We start from the raw sequence: 21,127 nt of genomic DNA on the forward strand, positions 1-21,127 counted from the left end.
GCAGATGACCCCTGTATTCAAGTTTGACGGCATCTGGACGCCCGTCGTGACCCCGATGCATCCTGACGGCACCGTCAGATGGGACGGGCTGGCCGACGTGATCGAACACCTGATCAACAAGGGCGTGCATGGGCTGATCACCGGCGGGTCGACCGGCGAAAACTATGCCCAGACGGTCGAGGAACGGATCGAAATCGCGCGCTTCACCCATCAGCAGATCCGCGGTCGCCTGCCCCTTGTCATGGGCACGGGCGCGATGCTGACGGCGGATTCCATTGCATTGGCCACCGCCGCGCGCGACATGGGCTGCGACGCGATCCTGCTGGCCTCTCCGCCCTATGCGGTTCCGACGGAACGGGAAAACGCGCTGAACGCCCTGGCCATCGACCGGGCGGCGGATCTGCCGATCATGCTGTACAACTACCCCGGCCGCACCGGCGTCATGATGGGCGAAGACTTCCTGGACCGGGTCGGCCGGTCGCGCAACTTCTGCGGCATCAAGGAAAGCTCGGGCGATATCAACCGGGTGCACCTGCTGGCCCGCGACTACCCGCATATCCAGCTGGGCTGCGGTATGGATGACCAGGCGCTTGAATTCTTTGCCTGGGGCGCACCCTTCTGGGTCTGCGGCGGATCCAACTTCCTGCCCGAAGAACATGTCGCCCTCTACGAGGCCTGCGTTGTCCAGAACGACTTTGCCAAGGGTCGGCGCATCATGTCGGCGATGCTGCCGCTGATGCATGTGCTCGAACAGGGCGGCAAGTTCATCCAGACGATCAAGCACGGGGTGACCCTGACCGGCATCGACTGCGGCCACGTGCGCGCGCCGCTCAAGGCACTGAACAAGGACGACAAACGCGAACTCGAACAGGTGGTGAAGGTGCTGAAACGCACCATCGCCGACATCCAGGCGGAGGGCTAAGGCCATGGCACTGCTGACGAAAGACGAATACGCCGCCCTTGCAGGCGACATGACCTTCCCGACCGCGGCCTATATCGATGGCGGCTATCGCCCCGCCGCATCGGGCAAGACCTTCGAGACTGTGAATCCCGCCACCGGCACCGTTCTGGCCCAGGTCGCCGCCTGCGGTGCCGAGGACGTGGATTTCGCCGTGCAGAAGGCCCGCGACGCCTTTGAGGACGGGCGCTGGTCGCGTCTGCATCCGTCGGACCGCAAGGACGTTCTGATCCGCTTTGCGAAGCTGCTGACCAGGAACGCCCGCGAACTGGCGGTGATGGAAAGCCTCGACAGTGGCAAGACGATCTATGATTGCGAAACCGTCGACATCCCCGAAACGATCCACTGCATCAAGTGGCACGCCGAGGCGATCGACAAGATCTATGACCAGATTGCCCCGGCCTCGGACGATCACATCGCCATGGTTCTGCGCGAACCGATTGGCGTCGTTGGCCTGGTCCTGCCCTGGAACTTCCCCCTGCTGATGCTGGCCTGGAAGATCGGCCCGGCGCTGGCCGCCGGCTGTTCCGTCGTGGTCAAACCGGCCGAGGAAACCTCTCTGACCGCGCTGCGGGTGGCGGAACTGGCGACCGAGGCCGGGCTGCCCGCCGGTGTGCTGAACGTCCTGCCCGGGTCCGGCCCCGAGGTGGGCGAACCGCTTGGCCGGCACATGGACGTGGACATGGTGTCCTTCACCGGGTCGACCGTCACCGGCAAGCGGTTCCTGACCTATGCCGCCGAAAGCAACGCCAAGGAGGTCGTGCTGGAGATGGGCGGCAAGAACCCCGCCGTGGTCATGGACGACGCCGAAAACCTGGACCGGGTCGCGGCGCATGTGGTCAACGGGGCCTTCTGGAACATGGGCGAAAACTGTTCCGCCACCTCGCGGCTGATCGTACACGCCGGGGTCAAGGACGCCTTGCTGGAGCGGATCCGCGCCCATGCCCGCGAATGGGTGGTGGGCGATCCGCTGGATCCCGAAACCCGGGTCGGCGCGCTTGTCTCGGCCGCGCATTTTGCCAAGGTCGCGGGCTACCTGGACAAGGCCGATACGGTGCTTCTGGGCGGGGGTGCCAAGGACGGTTTTGTCGAACCCTCGGTCGTCGATCTTCCCGGCAATGATCATCCCCTTGCCCGGGAAGAGATCTTCGGCCCCGTCCTGTCCGTGCTGACCGTCAACAGCTTTGACGAGGCGATCGCCATGGCCAACGACACCGACTACGGGCTTTGCGCTTCGCTGTTCACCGCCAATGCCAAGCGTGCCCTGCGCGGCGCGCGCATGCTGCGGGCGGGCACCGTCACCGTGAACAGCTATGGCGAAGGCGACATCGCGACGCCCTTCGGCGGCTGGAAGCAGTCGGGCTTTGGCGGGCGCGACAATTCCCTGCACGCCCACGATCAATACACCCAGCTCAAGACGATCTGGCTGGACCTTGCCGACGACGAGGATGAGGCCGTGTCATGACAACCTACCGGGCGCGTCAGCTCCCGGTGCATCGCGGGGTGGCGGCCTGGTCCGCCATCCTCGGCCCCGGGGCAGAGTACCCCGCCCTCTCCGATCAGCGCACGGCCGATTTCGTCGTGATCGGCGGCGGCTTTGCGGGGCTGTCGGCCGCCCGTCGCCTGACCCAGCTGCAGCCGGGCGCGCGGGTTGTCCTGCTTGAGGCCGGGCGCATTGCCGAAGGGGCTTCGGGGCGGAATTCCGGCTTCATGATCGACCTGCCGCACGAGCTGACAAGCGCGGATTACGCCGGGTCCGGCAATGACCGGGCGATGATCGCGCTGAACCGCCAGGCCATCGCCTTTGCCGCCGAGGCGTCCCAGGCCTATGACATCCCCCCCGGCTGGTTCGACCGCGCGGGCAAGGTGAACGGCGCCGTCAGCACCGAGGCGCGTGACCACAACCTGTCCTACGCCGCGCACCTGGACAGCCTGGGCGAAACCTACGAACACCTCGACGCGCAGGCGATGGAGGAGCTGACGGGCAGCCGCCACTATCACTCGGGCCTCTATACGCCGGGCACCGTGCTGTTGCAGCCCGCCGGCTATATCCGGGGCCTGGCGACGGGGCTGTCGTCGCAGATCGCGCTACACGAAAAATCTCCCGCCCTTGGCCTGACCCGGATCGGATCCGACTGGCGGGTCGACACCCCCGGCGGATCCGTCACCGCCCCCCGCGTGATCCTGGCCACCAACGGGCACCTGGAAAGCTTCGGCTTTGCCAAGGGACGGCTGATGCATGTGTTCCTCTATGCCTCAATGACGCCGAACCTGGACGATGCGGCGTTGTCGCGCCTGGGCGGCGCGCCTGACTGGGGCATCACGCCTTCCGATCCCATGGGCACGACGGTGCGGCGCATTCACGGGGCCCAGGGCGGTAACCGGATCGTCACCCGCACCTGCGCCACCCTGCGGTCCGGCATGCAAAGCACCGCCCGCGACCTGACCCGCGCCACCGCCCTCCAGCGCGCGAAATTCGACCAGAGGTTCCCGCAATTGGCCGGCATGGCCCCGGAATACGAATGGGCCGGGCACCTGTGCCTGACGCTGAACGGCGTGTCGGTGATGCAGTGCCTGGATGACGGCCTGTTCTCGGCCTGCGTTCAGAACGGCCTTGGCACGACGCGCGGCACGCTGACCGGCATCGGCGCGGCTGAACTGGCCTGCGGCGTGACCTCTGACATCACCCGTCACTTCACCGCCGAAGCCGCCCCACGCCGCCTGCCCCCCCGCCCGTTCCGGGACATCGGGGCCAACGCGGTGATCCGCTGGAAGGAACACCGCATCGGGGATGAGTGATCTTTGCCGCCCGCCTGCAATGCGCCCGTTGGTTTAATAGGGCCGCCTTTCAGGTACAGCCTTGCACATGCGGTCCGCGAAGATGGCAATCGCACCGGGGAACATCTACCTTCCTCGACACGTGCCCAGCCAACCCCACTTTCGGGGAAGGGTCCCCCCCCCGTACCACCCGAAGATCAGACCCAAACGAACCCTATGATAAGAAAACACCTGATACGCTATCTTGCGGCACCCATTGCGACAGGCGTCTTCTTTGTCCTCGCCGCGGCTTCGATTGACGCGGTGACGCATGTCCTTGGGCCTCCGTCGCGCGGGGTGGGATACGGTATCGGCGTCCAAAGCCTTGGCCTGGCTCTTGCCATCGCCGGGGCCGCAACGCTTACGGCATCCTATTGGGTGGGACGGGCCTTTGCCCTGACCATAGGAACCGCCCTGTGCCTGATCTGCGTTGTCGCGCTTTTCCCGCAACCCAGCTTGCTGGTTCGACTGCTCCTGGGCGTCTGGATATCGGTATTGTTGAGCATGCTGGTTCTTGTGCTGCGGAAACTTCGCCACATCGGCTGAGCCCGCAGGCCTCTCAGGATGCCTTTGTGGCGCTCACGTCCGGTTCCGAAACAGCCGGGACCCTCCAATCGCGCCGACGATCGCCACACAGAACAGCACCCCCCAAACCAGCCCGGCCTGTTGATGATAAACCACCCCGGCCTGCGGATCGAAACAGCGCCCCGTTGCATCAAAGCAACCGCGCCAACGGTAGTACGTGGCATGAAAGAAATAGGCGCAGATGACCGCCACACCGAAAAGGATCGGACCAATCATCCCTGAGAGCGTCTTCACCTGAACCTCCGGTCGTTCCAAAAGGATGCCAGGCCGTCAGTTGGCGGCAAGGTCTCTCCGGACGCGCTGCAATTCAAAATACTGCCGCGCCGTCTCCCTTAGCCTGCACAAGGCGGAAACCGACGACACCCGCGACCCGAAGGGTTTGGCAAGCGCCATTTCCTGGGCGCAGGTCGCGTCCCGATACGCGATCCACGCGATCTGCATCTCACGAAGAGTGTCCACAAGTGATCCCGGATCCCAGCCGCTGTCAGAGGCCTCAAGATCACGCGCCGTCGCAATCAGGCCTTTGTAGGTGGAATTGAGCCAGTCGTCCCAGACCTCGGCTTCGGCTTCATAACATGCCCCAAGCACCATGTTGGGCCCGCCCCCGTTTCGGTGAATGCAGTCATATGCCTGCTGACCGACACATTGCATCTGGTTATCCACGACCGGCAGGCATCGATCGATCAAATGCGGGTCGATTGTGAAATCCTGTGCGACGGCAAAAGAAGCCCCGCCCAGCCACGCAAGAAGAGCAATCGTCGGACGCATCTTGTTCACCTCATCTTCTTCTGATCTAAAGATATTTTTGACACCGAAGGCCGCTCATTGGCTCAATAGGTTGCGCCAAAACTGGCAAACAAAGTTGGTCCCGGCGACACGGCAATTTGGAAATTGATCAAGTACTATAGTGAAAGTCTGACATGATATTATCGATCCTCCTTCCCTTCGCCATGCCAATTGTTGCTTTGGTTTGCCTTCTGGGTGCGCTTTCCCCTTCAAGGGTCTCGCGGTTTCTGCTGATCTCAACAGCCTGCGCTCTATTCGCGCTTACCGCCTGGTATGTGGCCACGTTTTTCTTTGGCGTGATCTGAACGATCGACCTCCGGCCGACGCATGCCGAATGCCGCATGATGGCGGGTCCGTTTCCCAAGCATGTCGGCACGAGGATCAGCCGGGATGTGACGGCCAGCCATAGCCCCGGGTCAAGTGCGTTCCAGTCACTTTGGGATCTTGTCGTTTTCGCGGATCGACCATACTCAGCCCGCGACCCCGCCTGACACGAGAGCGGACGAAAAACAAAGGAGCCGGCCCTCAAAGGCCCTATCCCGGGCCGAACCACTGATTGCTATTTGAAATAGTGGTGCCCGGGGGCGGAATCGAACCACCGACACGAGGATTTTCAATCCACTGCTCTACCCCTGAGCTACCCGGGCACGGGTCAAGACGGGCGATGCCGTCTTCGGGTTGCGGCGTTCTATGCGGGGGCGGAGGGCTTGTCCAGACCGATTTTGCGCATTTTTCGCCGCAAGCCGAAATTCTGCGGAAAAATGGCGGGGTGCCAAGGGATTGCCACGTGTTCTCAGGGGACTGGCAAGCGGACGTGGCGGTGCGGAGCGGGTTGGCCAGTCAGAGTACGCGGGCAAAGTCGGACACACTTGCTGCGCTTCGCAGGAGCGGCCCGGATTGCGTGCCCCACAGCCGGATTCTTGACCTATCAGGGCCCGTAGGTACGTCGGAATGATCTAAAGCATGAGGGGCCGCGGGCGAACAGCCGTCTGAAGCCCACGACCCAAAGGTCAAAAGTTCGAATGCCAGCCACGCCACTGCTACCAGAGAACCCAGCCCCGAACTCCATGCCCCGGCTACACCGGCATGGCACCTTCTTCGTCATCCCCCATGACAGGTCGACACGACAGAGCGACTCGGCTCTGCCCGGTCCCGCTGCCCGGGCTGCACCTTGCGCCCCACGGCGGCAGCAGGCGCAGAATCCACCGGGATCCGCGACCAAAGGCGCAAGGGGGTGCGACAAATTTCTTTGATCTGCGTCAATACCGGCCATTGCCCGCAACCCCTGATCATTCTAGAACCCGAATAATTCTCGCACGGCCCATGGGCTGGGCGGGATCCGTAACATCAGCAGGAGGCGAGACATGGCTGACGCAGCCGTTCACGGCCATGGACATGAAGACAACCGTGGGTTTTTCACCCGCTGGTTCATGTCCACCAACCACAAGGATATCGGGATCCTCTACCTCGTCGTTTCGGCGCTGGCAGGCCTGATCTCCGTTCTTTTCACCGTATACATGCGCATGGAGCTGATGCATCCGGGCGTGCAATACATGTGCCTCGAGGGCGCGCGGTTCATCGCCGACAGCGGTGCGACCTGTACGCCGAACGGCCATCTGTGGAACGTGATGATCACCTATCACGGCGTCCTGATGATGTTCTTCGTGGTGATTCCCGCGCTCTTCGGCGGTTTCGGCAACTACTTCATGCCGCTGCAGATCGGTGCGCCGGACATGGCTTTCCCGCGGATGAACAACCTGTCCTTCTGGATGTACTTCGTCGGTGTGGCCCTGGGCGTCGCATCGCTGCTGGCACCGGGTGGCAACGGCCAGGCCGGGTCCGGCGTGGGCTGGGTTCTGTACCCGCCGCTGTCGACGACCGAAGGCGGATCCTCGATGGATCTGGCGATCTTTGCCGTGCACGTTTCGGGTGCGTCCTCGATCCTGGGTGCGATCAACATCATCACCACCTTCCTGAACATGCGTGCCCCCGGCATGACCCTGTTCAAGGTGCCGCTGTTCGCCTGGTCGATCTTCGTCACCGCCTGGCTGATCCTTCTGGCCCTGCCCGTGCTGGCCGGCGCGATCACCATGCTGCTGACCGACCGCAACTTCGGGACGACCTTCTTCGACCCGTCGGGCGGTGGTGACCCGATCCTGTATCAGCACATCCTGTGGTTCTTCGGCCACCCGGAAGTGTACATCATCATCCTGCCCGGCTTCGGCATTATCTCTCACGTGATCTCCACCTTCGCGCGCAAGCCGATCTTCGGCTACCTGCCGATGGTTCTGGCGATCATCGCAATTGGTGTTCTGGGCTTCGTCGTCTGGGCGCACCACATGTACACCGTGGGCATGTCCCTGACCCAGCAAAGCTACTTCATGATGGCCACCATGGTCATCGCGGTTCCGACCGGCGTGAAGGTGTTCAGCTGGATCGCGACGATGTGGGGCGGCTCGATCGAGTTCAAGACCCCGATGCTCTGGGCCTTCGGCTTCCTGTTCCTCTTCACCGTGGGCGGCGTGACCGGCCTGGTGCTGAGCCAGGCACCGGTGGACCGCGCCTACCATGACACCTACTACGTGGTTGCACACTTCCACTACGTGATGTCCCTGGGTGCCGTCTTCGCCATCTTCGCCGGGATCTACTTCTACTTCGGCAAGATGACCGGTCGTCAGTACCCCGAGACCCTGGGCAAGATCCACTTCTGGATGATGTTCATCGGTGCCAACCTGACCTTCTTCCCCCAGCACTTCCTGGGCCGTCAGGGCATGCCCCGCCGCTACATCGACTACCCGGAGGCCTTCGCGACCTGGAACTACTGGTCGTCCATGGGTGCCTTCCTGTCCTTCGCCTCTTTCCTGCTGTTCTTCGGCATCATGATCTACGCCCTGCTGCGTGGCACCAAGATCACCGAAAACAACTACTGGAACGAATATGCCGACACGCTGGAGTGGACCCTGCCCTCTCCGCCGCCCGAGCATACCTTCGAAATCCTCCCCAAGCAGGAGGACTGGGACAAGGGCCACGCCCACTGATCCCGGCCAGGTAAGGCAAGATCAAAGGCCGGGGGAAACCCCGGCCTTTTCCTTTTGCAGACGCCCCCCATGAAGGATGGCACGGTGGACCACTTGGCGGACTGCATGACGGATCCCAGGAAAGAGGACAGGCCATGACCTATCGCTGGACCACCCCCGACCGGCTGGAGCTTCGCCCCCACAGGTCCCTGCCCCGCCGTGGCTTTGCCGGGGTGATCGGCCTGTTCTTCGTGCTGATCCTGGTGCCGCTGACGGCCATGCTGGGGACCATGGTGCTTTGGGGTCTACTGCCCTTTGCCATGATCGCCCTGGGCGCTTTGTGGTGGGGGTTGGAACGCAGCTATCGCGACGGCGACATCCTTGAGGTTCTGGCGATCGAGGATCCGGAGGTCACCCTGACCCGCACCAACCCCGACCGTTCCGTGCAGGAGTGGCGCTGCAACGGCCACTGGGTGCGTGTGACCAAACACGACACCGGCGGCCCGGTCCCGCACTACGTCACGCTGAACGGCAACGGCCGCGAGGTCGAGATCGGGGCCTTCCTCTCCGAAGACGAACGCAAGGCACTGTACGGTGAACTGGCCAGCCGGATGCGAGAGCTGCGGTAGCGGTTGCTTCGGCACCCCGGGCGAACCGGTGCCTGTCCGGTTAGTCCTCAGTCCGTCAGTCCGTCAGTCCGTCAGTCCGTCAGTCCGTCAGTCCGTCAGTCCGTCAGTCCGTCAGTCCGTCAGTCCGTCAGTCCGTCAGTCCGTCAGTCCGTCGAATGCGGGATACCGCTGCTGTCCAGCGGAATATCCGTTGGCTGGCGCGATCCAGTCCCGTTTCCGAACAATAGCCCTGCGGGCTCAGGCTTCCTCGGGCAGATCGTCATGCGGGGTCGAGGCCATCTTTTCCAGCTCGGCCTCGCTCATGTCGTCGTACATCTCTTTCGATGCGCCTTGCAGGTCCTTCACCTTGGTGTCGCCCCGCTTGGCAGACAGGGCGGCACCTGCGGCGCGTTGCTGGGCCTTGGACTGGGCTTTCATGGGTGCTCTCCTGTTCGAACGTCTTCGCGGGGTCACCGGGAAAACGCCCCCCTCTCCCGTAGGGTTCCACGCCCGGGACGGCACACCGCAAAACGCCCGACCTGATGGCCGGGCGTTCTTTACTGTCCACAGTCGAAGGAAGGCTCAGGTCACGCGACCCTTGGCATGATATTCCGGCCGGTCCCACAAGCGGTTGTCGATCACATCCGCCAGGATATCCACCGCCGCGATCACGTCGTCCCGGTCGATATAAAGCGGCGTGAAGCCAAACCGCATGACGTCGGGCGCGCGGAAGTCGCCGATGACGCCCCGGGCGATCAGTGCCTGCATCGCAGCATAGCCTTGCTCGAAGGCGAAGGACACCTGACTGCCGCGTTCGTCCGCGTTGCGCGGGCTGATCAGCCGCAGCGCGGGGCAGCGGGCCTCGACCTCCTGGATGAAGGTCTCGCTCAGCGCGACCGAGGCGTCGCGGACCGCCGACATCTCGATCCCGTCCCAGGCGCGCATGGCGGTTTCCAGCGCCGACATCTGGATCACCGGCGGGGTGCCGACCCGCATGCGTTCGATATCCACCGCCGGGCGATAGTCCAGATCGAAGGCAAAGGGCGCATCATGCCCCATCCAGCCGGACAGCGCCGGCTGCGCCTGCCCCACAAGGTCGGAACGGATATAGATGAAGGCGGGCGCCCCGGGCCCGCCGTTGAGGTACTTGTAGGTACAGCCCACGGCGAATTCGCAGCCCGACCCGGCCAGGTCGACCGGCACGGCCCCGGCGGAATGCGCCAGGTCCCAGATCATCACCGCGCCCTTTTCATGCGCCTTGCGGGTGATCGCCTGCATGTCGTGCATCCGGCCGGTGCGGTAATCGACCTGGGTGATCATGACCACGGCGATCTCGTCCGTGATGGCGTCCAGCACCGCCTCGGGGTCGACGACGCGCAGTTCATGGCCGCGGTCCAGGTGCCGGATCAGCCCCTGCGCGATATAGAGATCCGACGGGAAATTGCCGTTGTCCGACAGCACCACCCGGCGGTCAGGCCGCATCAAAAGCGCAGCGGACAGCGCCTGGTAGACCTTCAGCGACAGCGTGTCGCCCATCACGACCGACCCTTCGGGCGCGCCGATCAGCCGGGCGACCTGATTGCCGACGCGCACCGGCTGGCCCATCCAGTCGTCCACGTTCCAGCCCTTGATCAGGTGCTGGCCCCATTCTTCCTGCACGACCTTGTCCAGGTGCGGCACCACGGCGCGCGGCAGCGGGCCCAGGGAATTGCCATCCAGATAGATCACCCCTTCGGGCAGGTGGAACCGGTCCTTCACCGGCAGGGTTACGGGCTGGGTAACGGGATCGCTCATAGGGCTCCTCGCAGGTTCCAGAGTTCGGGGAAAAGCTCGACCTCGAGCATGCGGCGCAGGTAGGTCACGCCGCTGGTGCCGCCGGTGCCGCGCTTGAACCCGATGATCCGTTCGACCGTGGTGACGTGGTTGAAGCGCCAGCGGCGGAAGTAATCCTCAAGGTCCACCAGCTTCTCGGCCAGTTCATACAGCGACCAGTACTTGCGCGGATCCTGGTAGACGCGGGTCCAGGCCTGGGTCACCGCGTCATCGGCCTGGTGCGGGGCATCCATGCGATAGACGGAAGCATCGAAACTGACCCCCATCTCCTGCGCCAGCAGATCCAGCGCCACGTGATACAGCGACTTCTGCGCCAGTTCATCCTGCAGCATCGCCAGCAGTTCGGGCCGGTGTTCATGCGGTTTGACCATCGCGGGATTGCGGTTGCCCAGCACGAATTCGATCAGCCGGTACTGATGCGACTGGAAGCCCGACGACCGGCCAAGCGCATCGCGGAAGGCCCCGTATTCACTGGGCGTCATCGTGCGCAGCACATCCCAGGCGCTGTTCAGCTGTTCGAAAATCCGCGCCACGCGCGTCAGCATCTTGAAGCTTTGCCGCAGTTCCCCGGCCGCGACCGCCCGCCGCGCGGCGGCCAGTTCGAACAGCGCCAGACGCATCCACAACTCGGACGTCTGGTGCTGGATGATGAACAGCATCTCGTCATGGGTGTCAGACCGGGGGGCCTGTGCCCCGATGATCTGGTCCAAGGACAGGTAATCGACATAGCTCATGTCCTTGGCAAAGGACATGCGGGCCCCGTCGCCCGCCGGATCATAGGCGTCGCTCATGCGCCCCTCCCCCCTTGTTCGCCAGACGTCCCCGCAGGGATCAGAAGGCGGTGAATGTCATTGTGGTCAGCGTGCGCTCGATCCCCTCGACCGAGAAGATCGTATCGCTCAGGTAATGGCCGATATCCTGATCCTTGGGCACGTAGATCTTCAGCAGAAGGTCATACTGCCCCGAGGTCGAATAGAGTTCCGAATGCACTTCCTTCAGCGCGATGGCGTCGGCGACCTTGTAGGCCTGGCCGGGTTTGCACTGAATCTGCACGAACACACATTGCATGGCTTGCTTCCTTCTTGTCGCGATCCCCAAGGGGTCGGCGTCGGTCTCTGCTTCGGTCACTGTGTCGGACCATGGCCTCAGGACGGCAGGACCGCCGTCGCCTCGATCTCGACTTTGGCATCGTCTTCCACCAGCGCGCTGACCACAACCATGGTCATGGCCGGAAAGTGATATCCCATCACCTCGCGGTAGGCGCGACCCACTTCGCCCTGATGCGCGACATATTCCTTCTTGTCGGTCACATACCAGGTCAGGCGGGTGATATCCTCGACTTTGCCGCCGGCCGCATGGACCACGTCGGCGATATTCTGCAGCGCCTGTTTCATCTGGCCGATGAAATCCTTCGCCTCAAAGACCTGATCAGCGGTCCAGCCGATCTGGCCGCCGACGAACAGCACGCGCCCCTCGGCCACCATGCCGTTTGCATATCCCTTGGCCGGTTTCCAGCCCTCTGGATGGATCGTCAGTGTGCTCACACCGTTTCCTCCGAATAGTTCACCAATATCTCGCGCACGGCCTGCGGCCAGCGCTGTGCTTTCATCTGGTCCAGGTGGACCAGGACCAAAGTGCCCCGCACCGTCAGCCGATCCTGCCCGCCGCACCGCCCCTGAAGGGTGAAATCGGCGCTGGCCCCGCCGACGCGGGCAAAGGCAAAGGACCACTCCATCACGTCACCCAGACGTGTCGGCGCATGGAAATCGGACTGGATGCGCCCCATGGGAACGCCCATGCGTTCGACCACGTGCATCTGGTTGAAGGACCAGCCGACCACGGCGTCGAAAAAGGTTTCGACCACCGCATTTATCATCTCGAAATAGCGCGGGTAGAAGACGATCCCCGCCGGGTCGCAGTGCTGGAACATCACCGCATTCTGATGCGCAAAGATGGCCATGGCGGCTCCTGCCTCCGGGGCCCCGAGGGGGCGGGCGATTGAAAACCGGGCAGAAACTGCCCTGCGACTGGGGTCACATTCGGCCAGCCACAGAGAAATTTCAAGCCTAAAGTTTTATACTTGAAATTTCTCGGAAGGGATGGAAGGCTCTGCCCAAGAACCGCTCAGCAGGAGGGAAGATCATGAAGGTTGTCTGTCTCGGAGGTGGGCCCGCGGGCCTGTATTTCGCCATCAGTCTCAAGCTGCGGGATCCGCAGGCCGAAATCCTTGTGCTGGAACGCAACAAGCCCGATGACACCTTTGGCTGGGGCGTCGTCCTGTCGGATGAAACCCTGGACAACATGCGGACCAACGACCCCGCAAGCGCCGCGACCATCGCCAAGCATTTCGCCTATTGGGACGACATCAAGGTGGTGAAAGAGGACGTCGCGATCACCTCGTCCGGCCATGGGTTCTGCGGCCTGGGCCGCAAGCAGATGCTGATCGACCTGCAGAACCGCGCCCGAGAGCTGGGGATCGAGCTGCGGTTCGAAACCGAGGTCGACGATATCGACCGGCTCAAGTCCGAATACGATCTGGTGGTGGCCGCCGACGGCATCAACTCCAAGACCCGCACCCGCTATGCCGAGCATTTCAAACCCGAGATCGACACCCGCGCCTGCAAGTTCATTTGGCTGGGCACCCATGCCAAGTTCGACGATGCCTTTACCTTCATTTTCAAGAAGACCGATCACGGCTGGATCTGGGCCCATGCCTACCAGTTCGACGACAATACCGCGACCTTCATCGTGGAATGCGCCGAAGACACGTGGACGGGCCTTGGCTTCGACCAGATGGACCAGGACCAGACCGTGGCGGAATGCGAACGCATCTTTGCTGACCACCTGGGCGGCAACGACCTGATTTCCAACATGAAACACCTGCGCGGCTCGGCCTGGCTGAACTTCAACCGGGTGCTGTGCGAGAAATGGCATCACGAGAATGTCGTGCTGTTGGGCGATGCCTCGGCCACGGCGCATTTCTCGATCGGGTCCGGGTCGAAACTGGCCATCGAATCCGCCATCGCGCTGGCCGAACTGGTGCACAGCAAGCCGACCCTGGAAGAGGCCTTCAAGACCTACCAGGAAGATCGCCGCCTGGACGTGCTGCGCCTGCAATCGGCCGCCCGCAACTCGACCGAGTGGTTCGAGGAAGTTGAACGTTACCTGCACCTGGATCCGGTCCAGTTCACCTATTCCCTGCTGACCCGCAGCCAGCGCATCAGCCACGAGAACCTGCGCCTGCGCGATCCCGAATGGCTGCGGTCAGCCGAGGAATGGTTCCAGGCGCAAGCCGGCGAGAACGGTGTGCACCGCGCGCCGATGTTCGCCCCCTACCGTCTGCGCGACATGTCCCTGAAGAACCGCGTCGTGGTGTCCCCCATGGCGCAGTACAAGGCCGTCGACGGCTGCCCGACCGACTGGCATTTCACCCATTACGCCGAACGCGCCAAGGGCGGTGCGGGTCTGGTCTATATCGAAATGACCTGTGTCAGCCCCGAAGGCCGGATCACCCCCGGCTGCCCCGGCCTGTATGCGCCCGAACATGAAGAGGCCTGGAAACGCCTGACTGGCTTTATCCATGCCGAAACGACCGCGAAGCTCTGCATGCAGATCGGCCATTCGGGGCGCAAGGGGTCGACCCAGCTGGGCTGGGACGACATGGACGCGCCGCTGAAGGACGGCAACTGGCAGACCGTCTCGGCCTCTTCTATCCCCTGGGATCAGGGCCACGCCGCGCCGCGCGCCATCGACCGGGCCGAGATGGACGTGATCCGCGATCAGTTCGTCGCCGCCACCGAAATGGCCGACCGCGCCGGGTTCGACATGGTCGAACTGCATGCCGCCCACGGCTATCTGCTGTCGTCCTTCATCTCGCCCGTGTCGAACACTCGCGATGACGACTATGGCGGGTCGCTGGAAAACCGCATGCGCTATCCGCTGGAAGTCTTTGCCGCCATGCGCGCCGTCTGGCCCGAAGCCAAGCCCATGTCGGTCCGCATCTCGGCCAGCGATTGGGTCGAGGGCGGCGTCACCGCGGAAGAAGCCGTGCAGATCGCCGCCATGTTCCGTGCCGCCGGTGTCGATATCGTCGACGTCTCGGCCGGGCAGACCAGCACCGATGCGCGGCCCGTCTATGGCCGGATGTTCCAGACCCCCTTCTCGGACCGGATCCGCAACGAAGGCGGCCTGCCCACCATGGCGGTCGGCAATATCTATGAACCCGATCACGTGAACTCGATCCTGATGGCCGGGCGCGCGGATCTCGTCTGTCTGGCGCGACCGCACCTGGCCGATCCCTACTGGACGCTGCATGCCGCCGCTGCCCTGGGCGACGAGGCAACGGAATGGCCCCTGCCCTACCTGGCGGGCCGCGACCAGATGCGCCGCCTTGCGGAACGCGGCGAAGGTCTGGGGATCAAGGTATGACCCTGCTTGCGGGCCGCCGCGCGCTGATTACCGGCGGCGGCTCGGGGCTGGGCGCGGACCTGGCGCTGCGCTTTGCCGATCAGGGGGCCGAGGTCTGGATCGCCGGGCGCCGCCCCGCGCCCCTGCAAGCCACCGCCGCGCGCCATCCGAACATCCGCACCGTCACCGCCGACATCACCGATGAGGCGCAGGTCACGGCCATGTTCGACACGGCAGGCCCCTGCGACATCGTCATCGCCAATGCGGGCGCGTCGGAAAGCGCCCCGCTGACCCGCACGACGCTGGCCAGCTGGCAACAGATGCTGGACGTCAACCTGACCGGCACCTTCCTGACCCTGCGAGAGGCCGCACTCCGCCTGAAGGGCCAGGACTGGGGGCGGCTGATCGCCGTGGCCTCGACCGCCGGGCTGAAGGGGTATCCTTACGTTTCGGCCTATACGGCGGCGAAACATGGCACAATCGGGCTGGTGAAAAGCGCGGCGCTTGAGATGGTCAAGACCGGGATCACGGTCAACGCCCTGTGCCCCGGTTTCCTCGACACCGAGATGACCGACCACTCCGTCGCCAATATCATGGAAAAGACCGGCAAGACCGACGCCGAGGCCCGCGCCTCGCTTGCGGCCATGTCACCGCAGAAGCGGCTAATCCAACCCTCCGAGGTCTCGTCCGCCGCGCTCTGGCTCTGCTCTCCGGGGTCCGAGGGGATCACCGGTCAGGCGATTTCGATCTCGGGCGGGGAAACCTGACGAAAAACGCCGCCCGGGGGGACCGGGCGGCGTTCAGATCATGCCAGATCATGGGGGGCACAAAGGGCCAAATCAGGCCGAGAGCTCCGCTGCGACCACGTTCATCCAATAGGCCACGCCGATCGGGATCAGATCGTCGTTAAAGTCGAACCTGGGCGTATGCACGAAGGCCGCATCAGGCCCGTCGCCATTGCCGATCATCACGTAGGCCCCAGGCACCTTTTCCAGCATGAAGGAAAAATCCTCGGACCCGCCAACCAGCGGCGCTTCGGCATCGACTAGGTCGGCCCCGACCGTTGCGCCGGCGGCCTGAACCGCCCGCGCGACCTCTTCGGCCGCGTTCACCAGCGGCGGATAGCGGCGGGTATAGATCAGCCGGGCGCTGACCCCATGGGGCTGGGCGCAGCCTTCGGCAAAAGCCCCGATCGACTGTTCCAGGATATCGCGCACCTCGGGCCGGTAGGACCGCGCCGTACCGCGCACGACGACCCGCGACGGGATGATGTTGGGGCTGTTGTAATCCCCTGCCCCGATATGACCGACCGAAACCACCGCCGGGTCGTTCGACGGCACCTTGCGGGAAATGATCTGCGCCAGCGATGCGATGAACTGCGCGGCGGGAATGGTCGGATCGGTGGCGTTGTGGGGCATCGCCCCGTGGCCGCCGGTGCCTTCGAAGATCACTTCCCAGGTATCGCCTGCGCACATGTAGGGCCCGACGCGCGTCTGCACCTGGCCAAGCGGTTCCTTGGGCGCATTGTGCACCCCGTAAACCGCATCGACCGGGAAGAGGTCGAACAACCCGTCCTCGATCATCACCCGTGCGCCGCCCAGGCCTTCCTCGGCCGGTTGGAAGATGAACTGCACGGTGCCGGCGAAATCGGGATCCGCCGCCAGCTTTTCGGCCGCGCCCAGAAGCATGGTGGTGTGGCCGTCATGGCCGCAGGCATGCATCTTGCCCGGCACGGTCGAGGCGTAGGGCTTGCCCGTCTCCTCGGTGATGAACAGCGCGTCCATGTCCGCCCGCAGCGCGATGGCGCGCTGACCCGGGCGCTTGCCGCGCAAGGTGCCGACAACGCCGGTGCCGCCCAGCCCGCGATGGATCTCGATCCCCATTGCCTCAAGCCGGGTGGCAACGATGTCCGAGGTGCGGACCTCTTCAAAAGCGGTTTCGGGATGGGCGTGGATGTCGCGGCGCAGCTGGGTCAGGCGGTCGATGAAATCGGTATCGGCGCGCAGGTCGTCAGGCGTGATCGGGGGCATTCGTCTCTCTTTCCGCGGGGGTCTTGGCAGGGGTCTTGGCAGGGGCCTGGGTCGGGACCAGCGCGTTGGCGCAATGGGCCAGGCCGTGAATGAATATGGCGATGATGAAGATCGGCACGGTGATGGCAACGAAGATCGTCGGCATGTCGAAGGTCTCGGCCGTAGTGTGCAGGTTGCGCGCCAGGAAGGACCGCGCCGGGTTCATCCCGGGGCCATAGAAGCAGTAGAACAGGATCGGGCCCAGGAAGACGACGACCGCGGACCCGCGCAGCAGGGCCGCAAGGGCCAGCACGGGCCGGGGCAGCGTCACCGGCAGTTTCACCAGCCGGGGGTCGAAGCCCGTCTTGAAGGAAATCGCCGCCCCCAGCAGACCGACCCAGACCATCGCATAGCGCGCGGCCTCTTCGGTCCAGGCCGGCGGCGCGGCGAACCCGTAGCGGGCCACCACCTGCAGGGCGATGAAGCCGACCATCAGCACCAGCCCCACAAGGGCGACAAGGCGCAGAACCCGGTCAATGCCGGTGCTGAGGTAGGTCAGGAAGGTCGCGATGGACTGCATGATAGGGGCCTTGCTTGGGATGTCAGGGTCCGGGGCCCGCGCCCGCATGGCACGGACCCCGGGATCAACGCGAAATCAGTCGGCGAATTTCGCGATGAAGGCGGCGTCTTCGGCGGGCACGATCTGATCCCAGACCGCGCGCGAGGCTTCGACGAACTTGGCGCGCTCGCCCTCTTCCAGCGGCGTGATCTCGATGCCGCCATCGACGATCACCTGCTCGAAGTAGGGGGCCTGTTCCACGGCCCAGGCGCGGTTCACGGCGACGCCATGGGCAACCGCGTCATCGACCCAGGTGCGTTCCTCGTCGCTCAGCATGGAATACCAGTCGTCGGACAGCATGATGACCTTGGGCACCGGGCCCGCGTTCATCGGCGTGAAGTAGTTCAGCAGCTCGACCTGACCGGCGGCCACGACGGTCGAGGGCGGGTTGTAATGGCCCACGGCCACACCGGTCTGCAGTGCGTTCGGCGTCTCGGCCCAGGACACGACGGTCGGCTTGGCACCCCATGCGGACATGAAAGTCACCTGGTCGCCGTTCTGCGCACGCAGGCGCATGTCGGCCACGTCGTCGATCGTGCTGACCGGCTTTTCGGTGTTGAACAGGCCAAGCGACCCGCCGCGCATGGCGAAACCGGCCACCCGCAGCCCCAAGCGCGAGGCTTCTTCGTTGATCCGGTCCAGGCCCTTGCTTTCCGCGACCATGCGGTCGAACGACGCCTCGTCCGAGGTCAGGAAGGGCAGGAACAGGGTCGAGGCCCATTTCGACGCCTTCATCAGCGCGCCACCGTTGCCGATGTTCACCGCGATCAGCCCCTGAGAGGTCTGGTCGAAACGGTCGCTTTCCTTGCCCATGGTGTTCGACGGGTGCACGACCACGTTGACGCCGTGTTCGGACAGGCTTTCGGCGAAGGCATGGATGAAGACATATTCGGCGTCGTTCTTCAGGTCCTCGGTGCCGGCGAAGGCGACGATCACGTCATCCATCGCGGTGGCCTGGGTTGCCGTCAGGGCGGCCAGGCCCAGGGTTGCGGCCATAAGCGTCTGTTTCATTGGAAAATACTCCTGTTGGTTCTGGTTTTCGGAAGTCAGTTGATAAGGCCCAGGTAACGCGGCAGCGTCAGCGAGATGGCGGGCACGTAGATCAGCACGCCCAGCAGGATCAGCTCGACCACCAGGAAGGGCAGCGTCGCGCGGACCAGCCGCCAGTAGCCGATGTCGACCACGGTCGAGAGGATCAGAAGCACCCCGCCAAGCGGCGGCGTCAGCAGGCCCACGGTCAGGTTGAAGCCGACCAGGATGCCCATGTGCACCGGGTCCACGCCCAGGGCGATCGCCGGCGGGATCAGCAGCGGACCCAGAAGCGCCACGGCGGCCTTCACGTCCATGATCATGCCCGCCAGCAGGAAAATGATGTTCAGCACGATCATGTAGCCGGTCGCATCCAGCCCGATCTCGCCGATCATCTCGGCCAGCTTGCGGGGCAGCTGTTCAACCGAGGTGAGGTAGCCAAAGGTCGCCACCGCCACGAGGATGATGAAGACCGCGCCCGACAGGATCACCGTGCGGTTCAGCGCCTCGTGCACGTCCTTCAGGGTCAGGCGGCCATAGAACATGCCCACAGCGAGCGCGGCCAGCGATGCGACGCCTGCGGCCTCGGCCGGGGTCATGAAGCCGAACAGGATGCCCGACAGGATGATGACCGGCAGCGACAGCGCGGGCAGCGCCTGGAACAGCGATCCCCAGAACGGCGGGATCTCGGATCCCTTGCCGCCCGGATGGCCGTGCCGGTGCGCTAGGATGGCGTTCACCACCATCAGCACCGCCGCCAGCAGCAGCCCGGGCACCACGCCCGCCGCAAACAGCGCCACGACCGAGGTGTTCAGCAGCGCGCCGTAGAAGATCAGGATGATCGAGGGCGGGATGATCGGCCCGATGATCGACGAGGCCGCGGTGATCGCCGCCGCATAGTCGCGGCTGTAGCCCTGGCGCTCCATCTCGGGGACCAGCGTGTTGCCAAGCGCCGCCGCATCCGCCGTGGCCGAGCCCGAGATCCCCGCGAAGAAGACCGAGGTCAGGATGTTCACATGCGCCATGCCGCCCTTGAACCGGCCAAGCATCGACAGCGAAAAGCGGATCAGCGCCTCGGTCACGCCGCCGCGGTTCATCAGCTCTCCGGTCAGAATGAACAGCGGCATCGCGAGGAAGGCAAAGACATCCAGCTGGCTCATCGCCCGCTGCGGCAGGGCGGCCAAATAGCGCGCCTGATCCTGCGTGAAGAAACCGACGATGGTTGCACCGCCGACGAAATAGGCAATCGCGCTGCCCGAAAGCAGCGTCGCCAGCAGAAAGAGGAAGGGTATGAACGGCATCGGGGTCTCCTTTCCGTCAAGGAAGGGGTTTGCCGCCCTATAGGCAATACGATAAATATTGCCCGACCCATACGCATGACGTATGACTTTCATTGAAGCGTCACGAAAATTTCACGTTCGGCACCGCCTGCCCCCTGCCCCGGCCGCAGGTTCAGCGCCCGAAGGCCCGCGCGGGGGGACGCCACAAATGATTAAAGATTAAGCAAAGGGGCCGAGATGGACGGCATCAACCTGCACAGGCTTCAGGTCTTCCGCACCGTTTTCGAAACCGACAGCGTCAGCGCCGCCGCCCGCGCCATGCGCCTGTCGCAGCCCACCATCAGCCGCCACCTGCAGATCTTCGAGGACGAGCTGAACCTGACCCTTTTCCGCAATGTCGCGGGCCGGCTGGAACCGACCTGGGAGGCGCAACGGCTTTATGCCGAAAGCGGCGGGCTGTTCGAACGTCTAGGCCAGGTGGCGCAATCGGTCGACTCGATCCGGCGCGGCCAGCACGAGGCGCTGCGCATCATGGCCACCACCGCCCTGGCCCATTCGGTCCTGCCCGAGGCCGTGGGCCAGCTGCGCCGGGATTTCCCCGACCTGGAAATCGTGGTGGACGGCGGGCGGCAAAGCAACCAGCTGCCGGCGCTGCACGAAGGGTCGGTCGATCTGGCTGTCGGCGGGGCCTGGGACGGCCGGCCCGAGCTGCGGCAATGGACCATCGGCCATATGCCCCTGGTGGCGGTGCTGCCGGACGACCACCCCCGCGCCAGCGAAGACGCCTTTGATCTGGCCTGGCTGCAGGGGGCCGATTTCGTCACCCACAACGTACACGCCCCCCTTGGTGCACGGGTCGAGGCCGAGCTGAAACGCCGCAACATCCAGCCCCGCCGCAGCCTGACCGCGCTGAGCATCCCCTTTGCCGTCGGCCTGGCCCGGGGCGCGCGCATGTGCACGGTTGTCGATCGCCTGTCGGTGCCCGCGCTGAAGGGCAGCCGCATGCGGGTCCTGCCGCTTAGCGAACCGATCGGGCTTGAACTGGCCGTCGCCCAGCTGGCCGACCGCCCCGAACGCAGCCCCGTCACCGCACTGATCGCGGCCATGCGCCGGGTCTATGCCGAAACGGTCGCACAACCGCTGAACTGACGCATCCCGCACAGCAAAAAGGCCCCGTCA

The 21,127-nt window shown here is 64.2% G+C and carries 20 protein-coding genes and 1 tRNA gene; 8 read left to right on the plus strand and 13 right to left on the minus strand.

Translation table 11 applies throughout. From position 1 onward, the window contains the following. The first annotated feature begins 4 nt into the window (after positions 1-4). Genes BMX99_RS13315 through BMX99_RS13325 form a run of 3 tightly spaced genes read left to right on the plus strand, consistent with a single transcriptional unit; the run spans position 5 to position 3,757 of the window. Positions 5-922 carry a dihydrodipicolinate synthase family protein gene (locus BMX99_RS13315; protein ID WP_093452625.1) on the plus strand — a complete coding sequence of 306 codons (918 nt, stop codon included), beginning with the start codon at positions 5-7 and terminating at the stop codon, positions 920-922. 4 nt (positions 923-926) lie between these two features. After that, positions 927-2,423, plus strand: a complete 1,497-nt coding sequence (locus BMX99_RS13320; protein WP_093452628.1) for an aldehyde dehydrogenase — start codon at positions 927-929, stop codon at positions 2,421-2,423. Beyond that, positions 2,420-3,757, plus strand: coding sequence for an NAD(P)/FAD-dependent oxidoreductase (locus BMX99_RS13325; RefSeq protein ID WP_093452631.1), 1,338 nt, complete (start codon positions 2,420-2,422; stop codon positions 3,755-3,757). The genes BMX99_RS13320 and BMX99_RS13325 overlap by 4 nt, the downstream gene beginning before the upstream one ends. A gap of 597 nt (positions 3,758-4,354) precedes the next feature. Here BMX99_RS13325 and BMX99_RS13335 read toward each other — a convergent pair. The 3 genes from BMX99_RS13335 to BMX99_RS13345 all read right to left on the minus strand — a co-directional run bounded on the left by BMX99_RS13335 (position 4,355) and on the right by BMX99_RS13345 (position 5,793). Continuing rightward, on the minus strand, positions 4,355-4,594 hold the full coding sequence (locus BMX99_RS13335; protein WP_139199536.1) for a hypothetical protein: 240 nt from the start codon (positions 4,592-4,594) through the stop codon (positions 4,355-4,357). Between the two features lie 36 nt (positions 4,595-4,630). Further along, the gene (locus BMX99_RS13340; RefSeq protein WP_244525637.1) at positions 4,631-5,128 is read right to left on the minus strand and encodes a lysozyme inhibitor LprI family protein; all 498 of its coding nucleotides are present in this window, start codon (positions 5,126-5,128) and stop codon (positions 4,631-4,633) included. 590 nt (positions 5,129-5,718) lie between these two features. Further along, positions 5,719-5,793, minus strand: a tRNA-Phe gene (locus tag BMX99_RS13345). Between the two features lie 717 nt (positions 5,794-6,510). Between BMX99_RS13345 and ctaD the strand changes: the two genes are divergently transcribed. Together ctaD and BMX99_RS13355 are read left to right on the plus strand one after the other, a co-directional pair. After that, positions 6,511-8,184 (plus strand): cytochrome c oxidase subunit I, encoded by a 1,674-nt coding sequence (gene ctaD / locus BMX99_RS13350; RefSeq protein ID WP_093452643.1) that lies wholly within the window; start codon positions 6,511-6,513, stop codon positions 8,182-8,184. Between the two features lie 134 nt (positions 8,185-8,318). Next, positions 8,319-8,792, plus strand: a complete 474-nt coding sequence (locus BMX99_RS13355; RefSeq protein WP_093452646.1) for a DUF2244 domain-containing protein — start codon at positions 8,319-8,321, stop codon at positions 8,790-8,792. Between the two features lie 237 nt (positions 8,793-9,029). On the opposite strand, the gene BMX99_RS13360 is transcribed toward BMX99_RS13355, so the two are convergent. The 6 genes from BMX99_RS13360 to BMX99_RS13385 all read right to left on the minus strand — a co-directional run bounded on the left by BMX99_RS13360 (position 9,030) and on the right by BMX99_RS13385 (position 12,564). Further along, positions 9,030-9,209, minus strand: coding sequence for a DUF3008 family protein (locus tag BMX99_RS13360; protein ID WP_093452649.1), 180 nt, complete (start codon positions 9,207-9,209; stop codon positions 9,030-9,032). A 144-nt stretch (positions 9,210-9,353) separates the two neighbouring features. After that, on the minus strand, positions 9,354-10,565 hold the full coding sequence (gene kynU / locus BMX99_RS13365; protein WP_170848721.1) for a kynureninase: 1,212 nt from the start codon (positions 10,563-10,565) through the stop codon (positions 9,354-9,356). Then, entirely contained in the window at positions 10,562-11,395 is an 834-nt protein-coding gene (locus BMX99_RS13370; protein WP_093452652.1) for a tryptophan 2,3-dioxygenase, read from the minus strand. The genes kynU and BMX99_RS13370 overlap by 4 nt, the downstream gene beginning before the upstream one ends. 40 nt (positions 11,396-11,435) lie before the next feature. Continuing rightward, positions 11,436-11,672, minus strand: coding sequence for an Lrp/AsnC ligand binding domain-containing protein (locus tag BMX99_RS13375; RefSeq protein WP_093452655.1), 237 nt, complete (start codon positions 11,670-11,672; stop codon positions 11,436-11,438). Positions 11,673-11,749: 77 nt separating this feature from the next. Then, the gene (locus BMX99_RS13380) at positions 11,750-12,148 is read right to left on the minus strand and encodes a RidA family protein (protein ID WP_093452658.1); all 399 of its coding nucleotides are present in this window, start codon (positions 12,146-12,148) and stop codon (positions 11,750-11,752) included. Then, entirely contained in the window at positions 12,145-12,564 is a 420-nt protein-coding gene (locus tag BMX99_RS13385) for an acyl-CoA thioesterase (RefSeq protein ID WP_093452661.1), read from the minus strand. The genes BMX99_RS13380 and BMX99_RS13385 overlap by 4 nt, the downstream gene beginning before the upstream one ends. Positions 12,565-12,746: 182 nt before the next feature. On the opposite strand from BMX99_RS13385, the gene BMX99_RS13390 reads away from it, so the two are divergent. Together BMX99_RS13390 and BMX99_RS13395 are read left to right on the plus strand one after the other, a co-directional pair. Continuing rightward, complete coding sequence (locus tag BMX99_RS13390; RefSeq protein WP_093452664.1) at positions 12,747-15,032, plus strand: bifunctional salicylyl-CoA 5-hydroxylase/oxidoreductase; 2,286 nt, start codon at positions 12,747-12,749, stop codon at positions 15,030-15,032. Continuing rightward, positions 15,029-15,778, plus strand: a complete 750-nt coding sequence (locus BMX99_RS13395; protein WP_093452667.1) for an SDR family NAD(P)-dependent oxidoreductase — start codon at positions 15,029-15,031, stop codon at positions 15,776-15,778. The genes BMX99_RS13390 and BMX99_RS13395 overlap by 4 nt, the downstream gene beginning before the upstream one ends. 72 nt (positions 15,779-15,850) lie before the next feature. Here the strand turns inward: BMX99_RS13395 and BMX99_RS13400 are convergent, their stop codons facing one another. The 4 genes from BMX99_RS13400 to BMX99_RS13415 all read right to left on the minus strand — a co-directional run bounded on the left by BMX99_RS13400 (position 15,851) and on the right by BMX99_RS13415 (position 19,969). Beyond that, positions 15,851-17,041, minus strand: a complete 1,191-nt coding sequence (locus tag BMX99_RS13400; protein ID WP_093452670.1) for a M20 aminoacylase family protein — start codon at positions 17,039-17,041, stop codon at positions 15,851-15,853. Then, entirely contained in the window at positions 17,022-17,600 is a 579-nt protein-coding gene (locus BMX99_RS13405) for a TRAP transporter small permease (protein WP_093452673.1), read from the minus strand. The genes BMX99_RS13400 and BMX99_RS13405 overlap by 20 nt, the downstream gene beginning before the upstream one ends. A 75-nt stretch (positions 17,601-17,675) precedes the next feature. Beyond that, positions 17,676-18,650 (minus strand): TRAP transporter substrate-binding protein, encoded by a 975-nt coding sequence (locus BMX99_RS13410; protein ID WP_093452676.1) that lies wholly within the window; start codon positions 18,648-18,650, stop codon positions 17,676-17,678. A 35-nt stretch (positions 18,651-18,685) separates the two neighbouring features. Further along, entirely contained in the window at positions 18,686-19,969 is a 1,284-nt protein-coding gene (locus BMX99_RS13415) for a TRAP transporter large permease (RefSeq protein ID WP_093452679.1), read from the minus strand. A 216-nt stretch (positions 19,970-20,185) separates the two neighbouring features. Between BMX99_RS13415 and BMX99_RS13420 the strand changes: the two genes are divergently transcribed. Beyond that, on the plus strand, positions 20,186-21,097 hold the full coding sequence (locus BMX99_RS13420) for a LysR family transcriptional regulator (RefSeq protein WP_093452682.1): 912 nt from the start codon (positions 20,186-20,188) through the stop codon (positions 21,095-21,097). Positions 21,098-21,127: the final 30 nt, after the last annotated feature.

Source organism: Pseudooceanicola nitratireducens (assembly GCF_900109195.1).
GTDB classification, from domain to species: domain Bacteria; phylum Pseudomonadota; class Alphaproteobacteria; order Rhodobacterales; family Rhodobacteraceae; genus Pseudooceanicola; species Pseudooceanicola nitratireducens.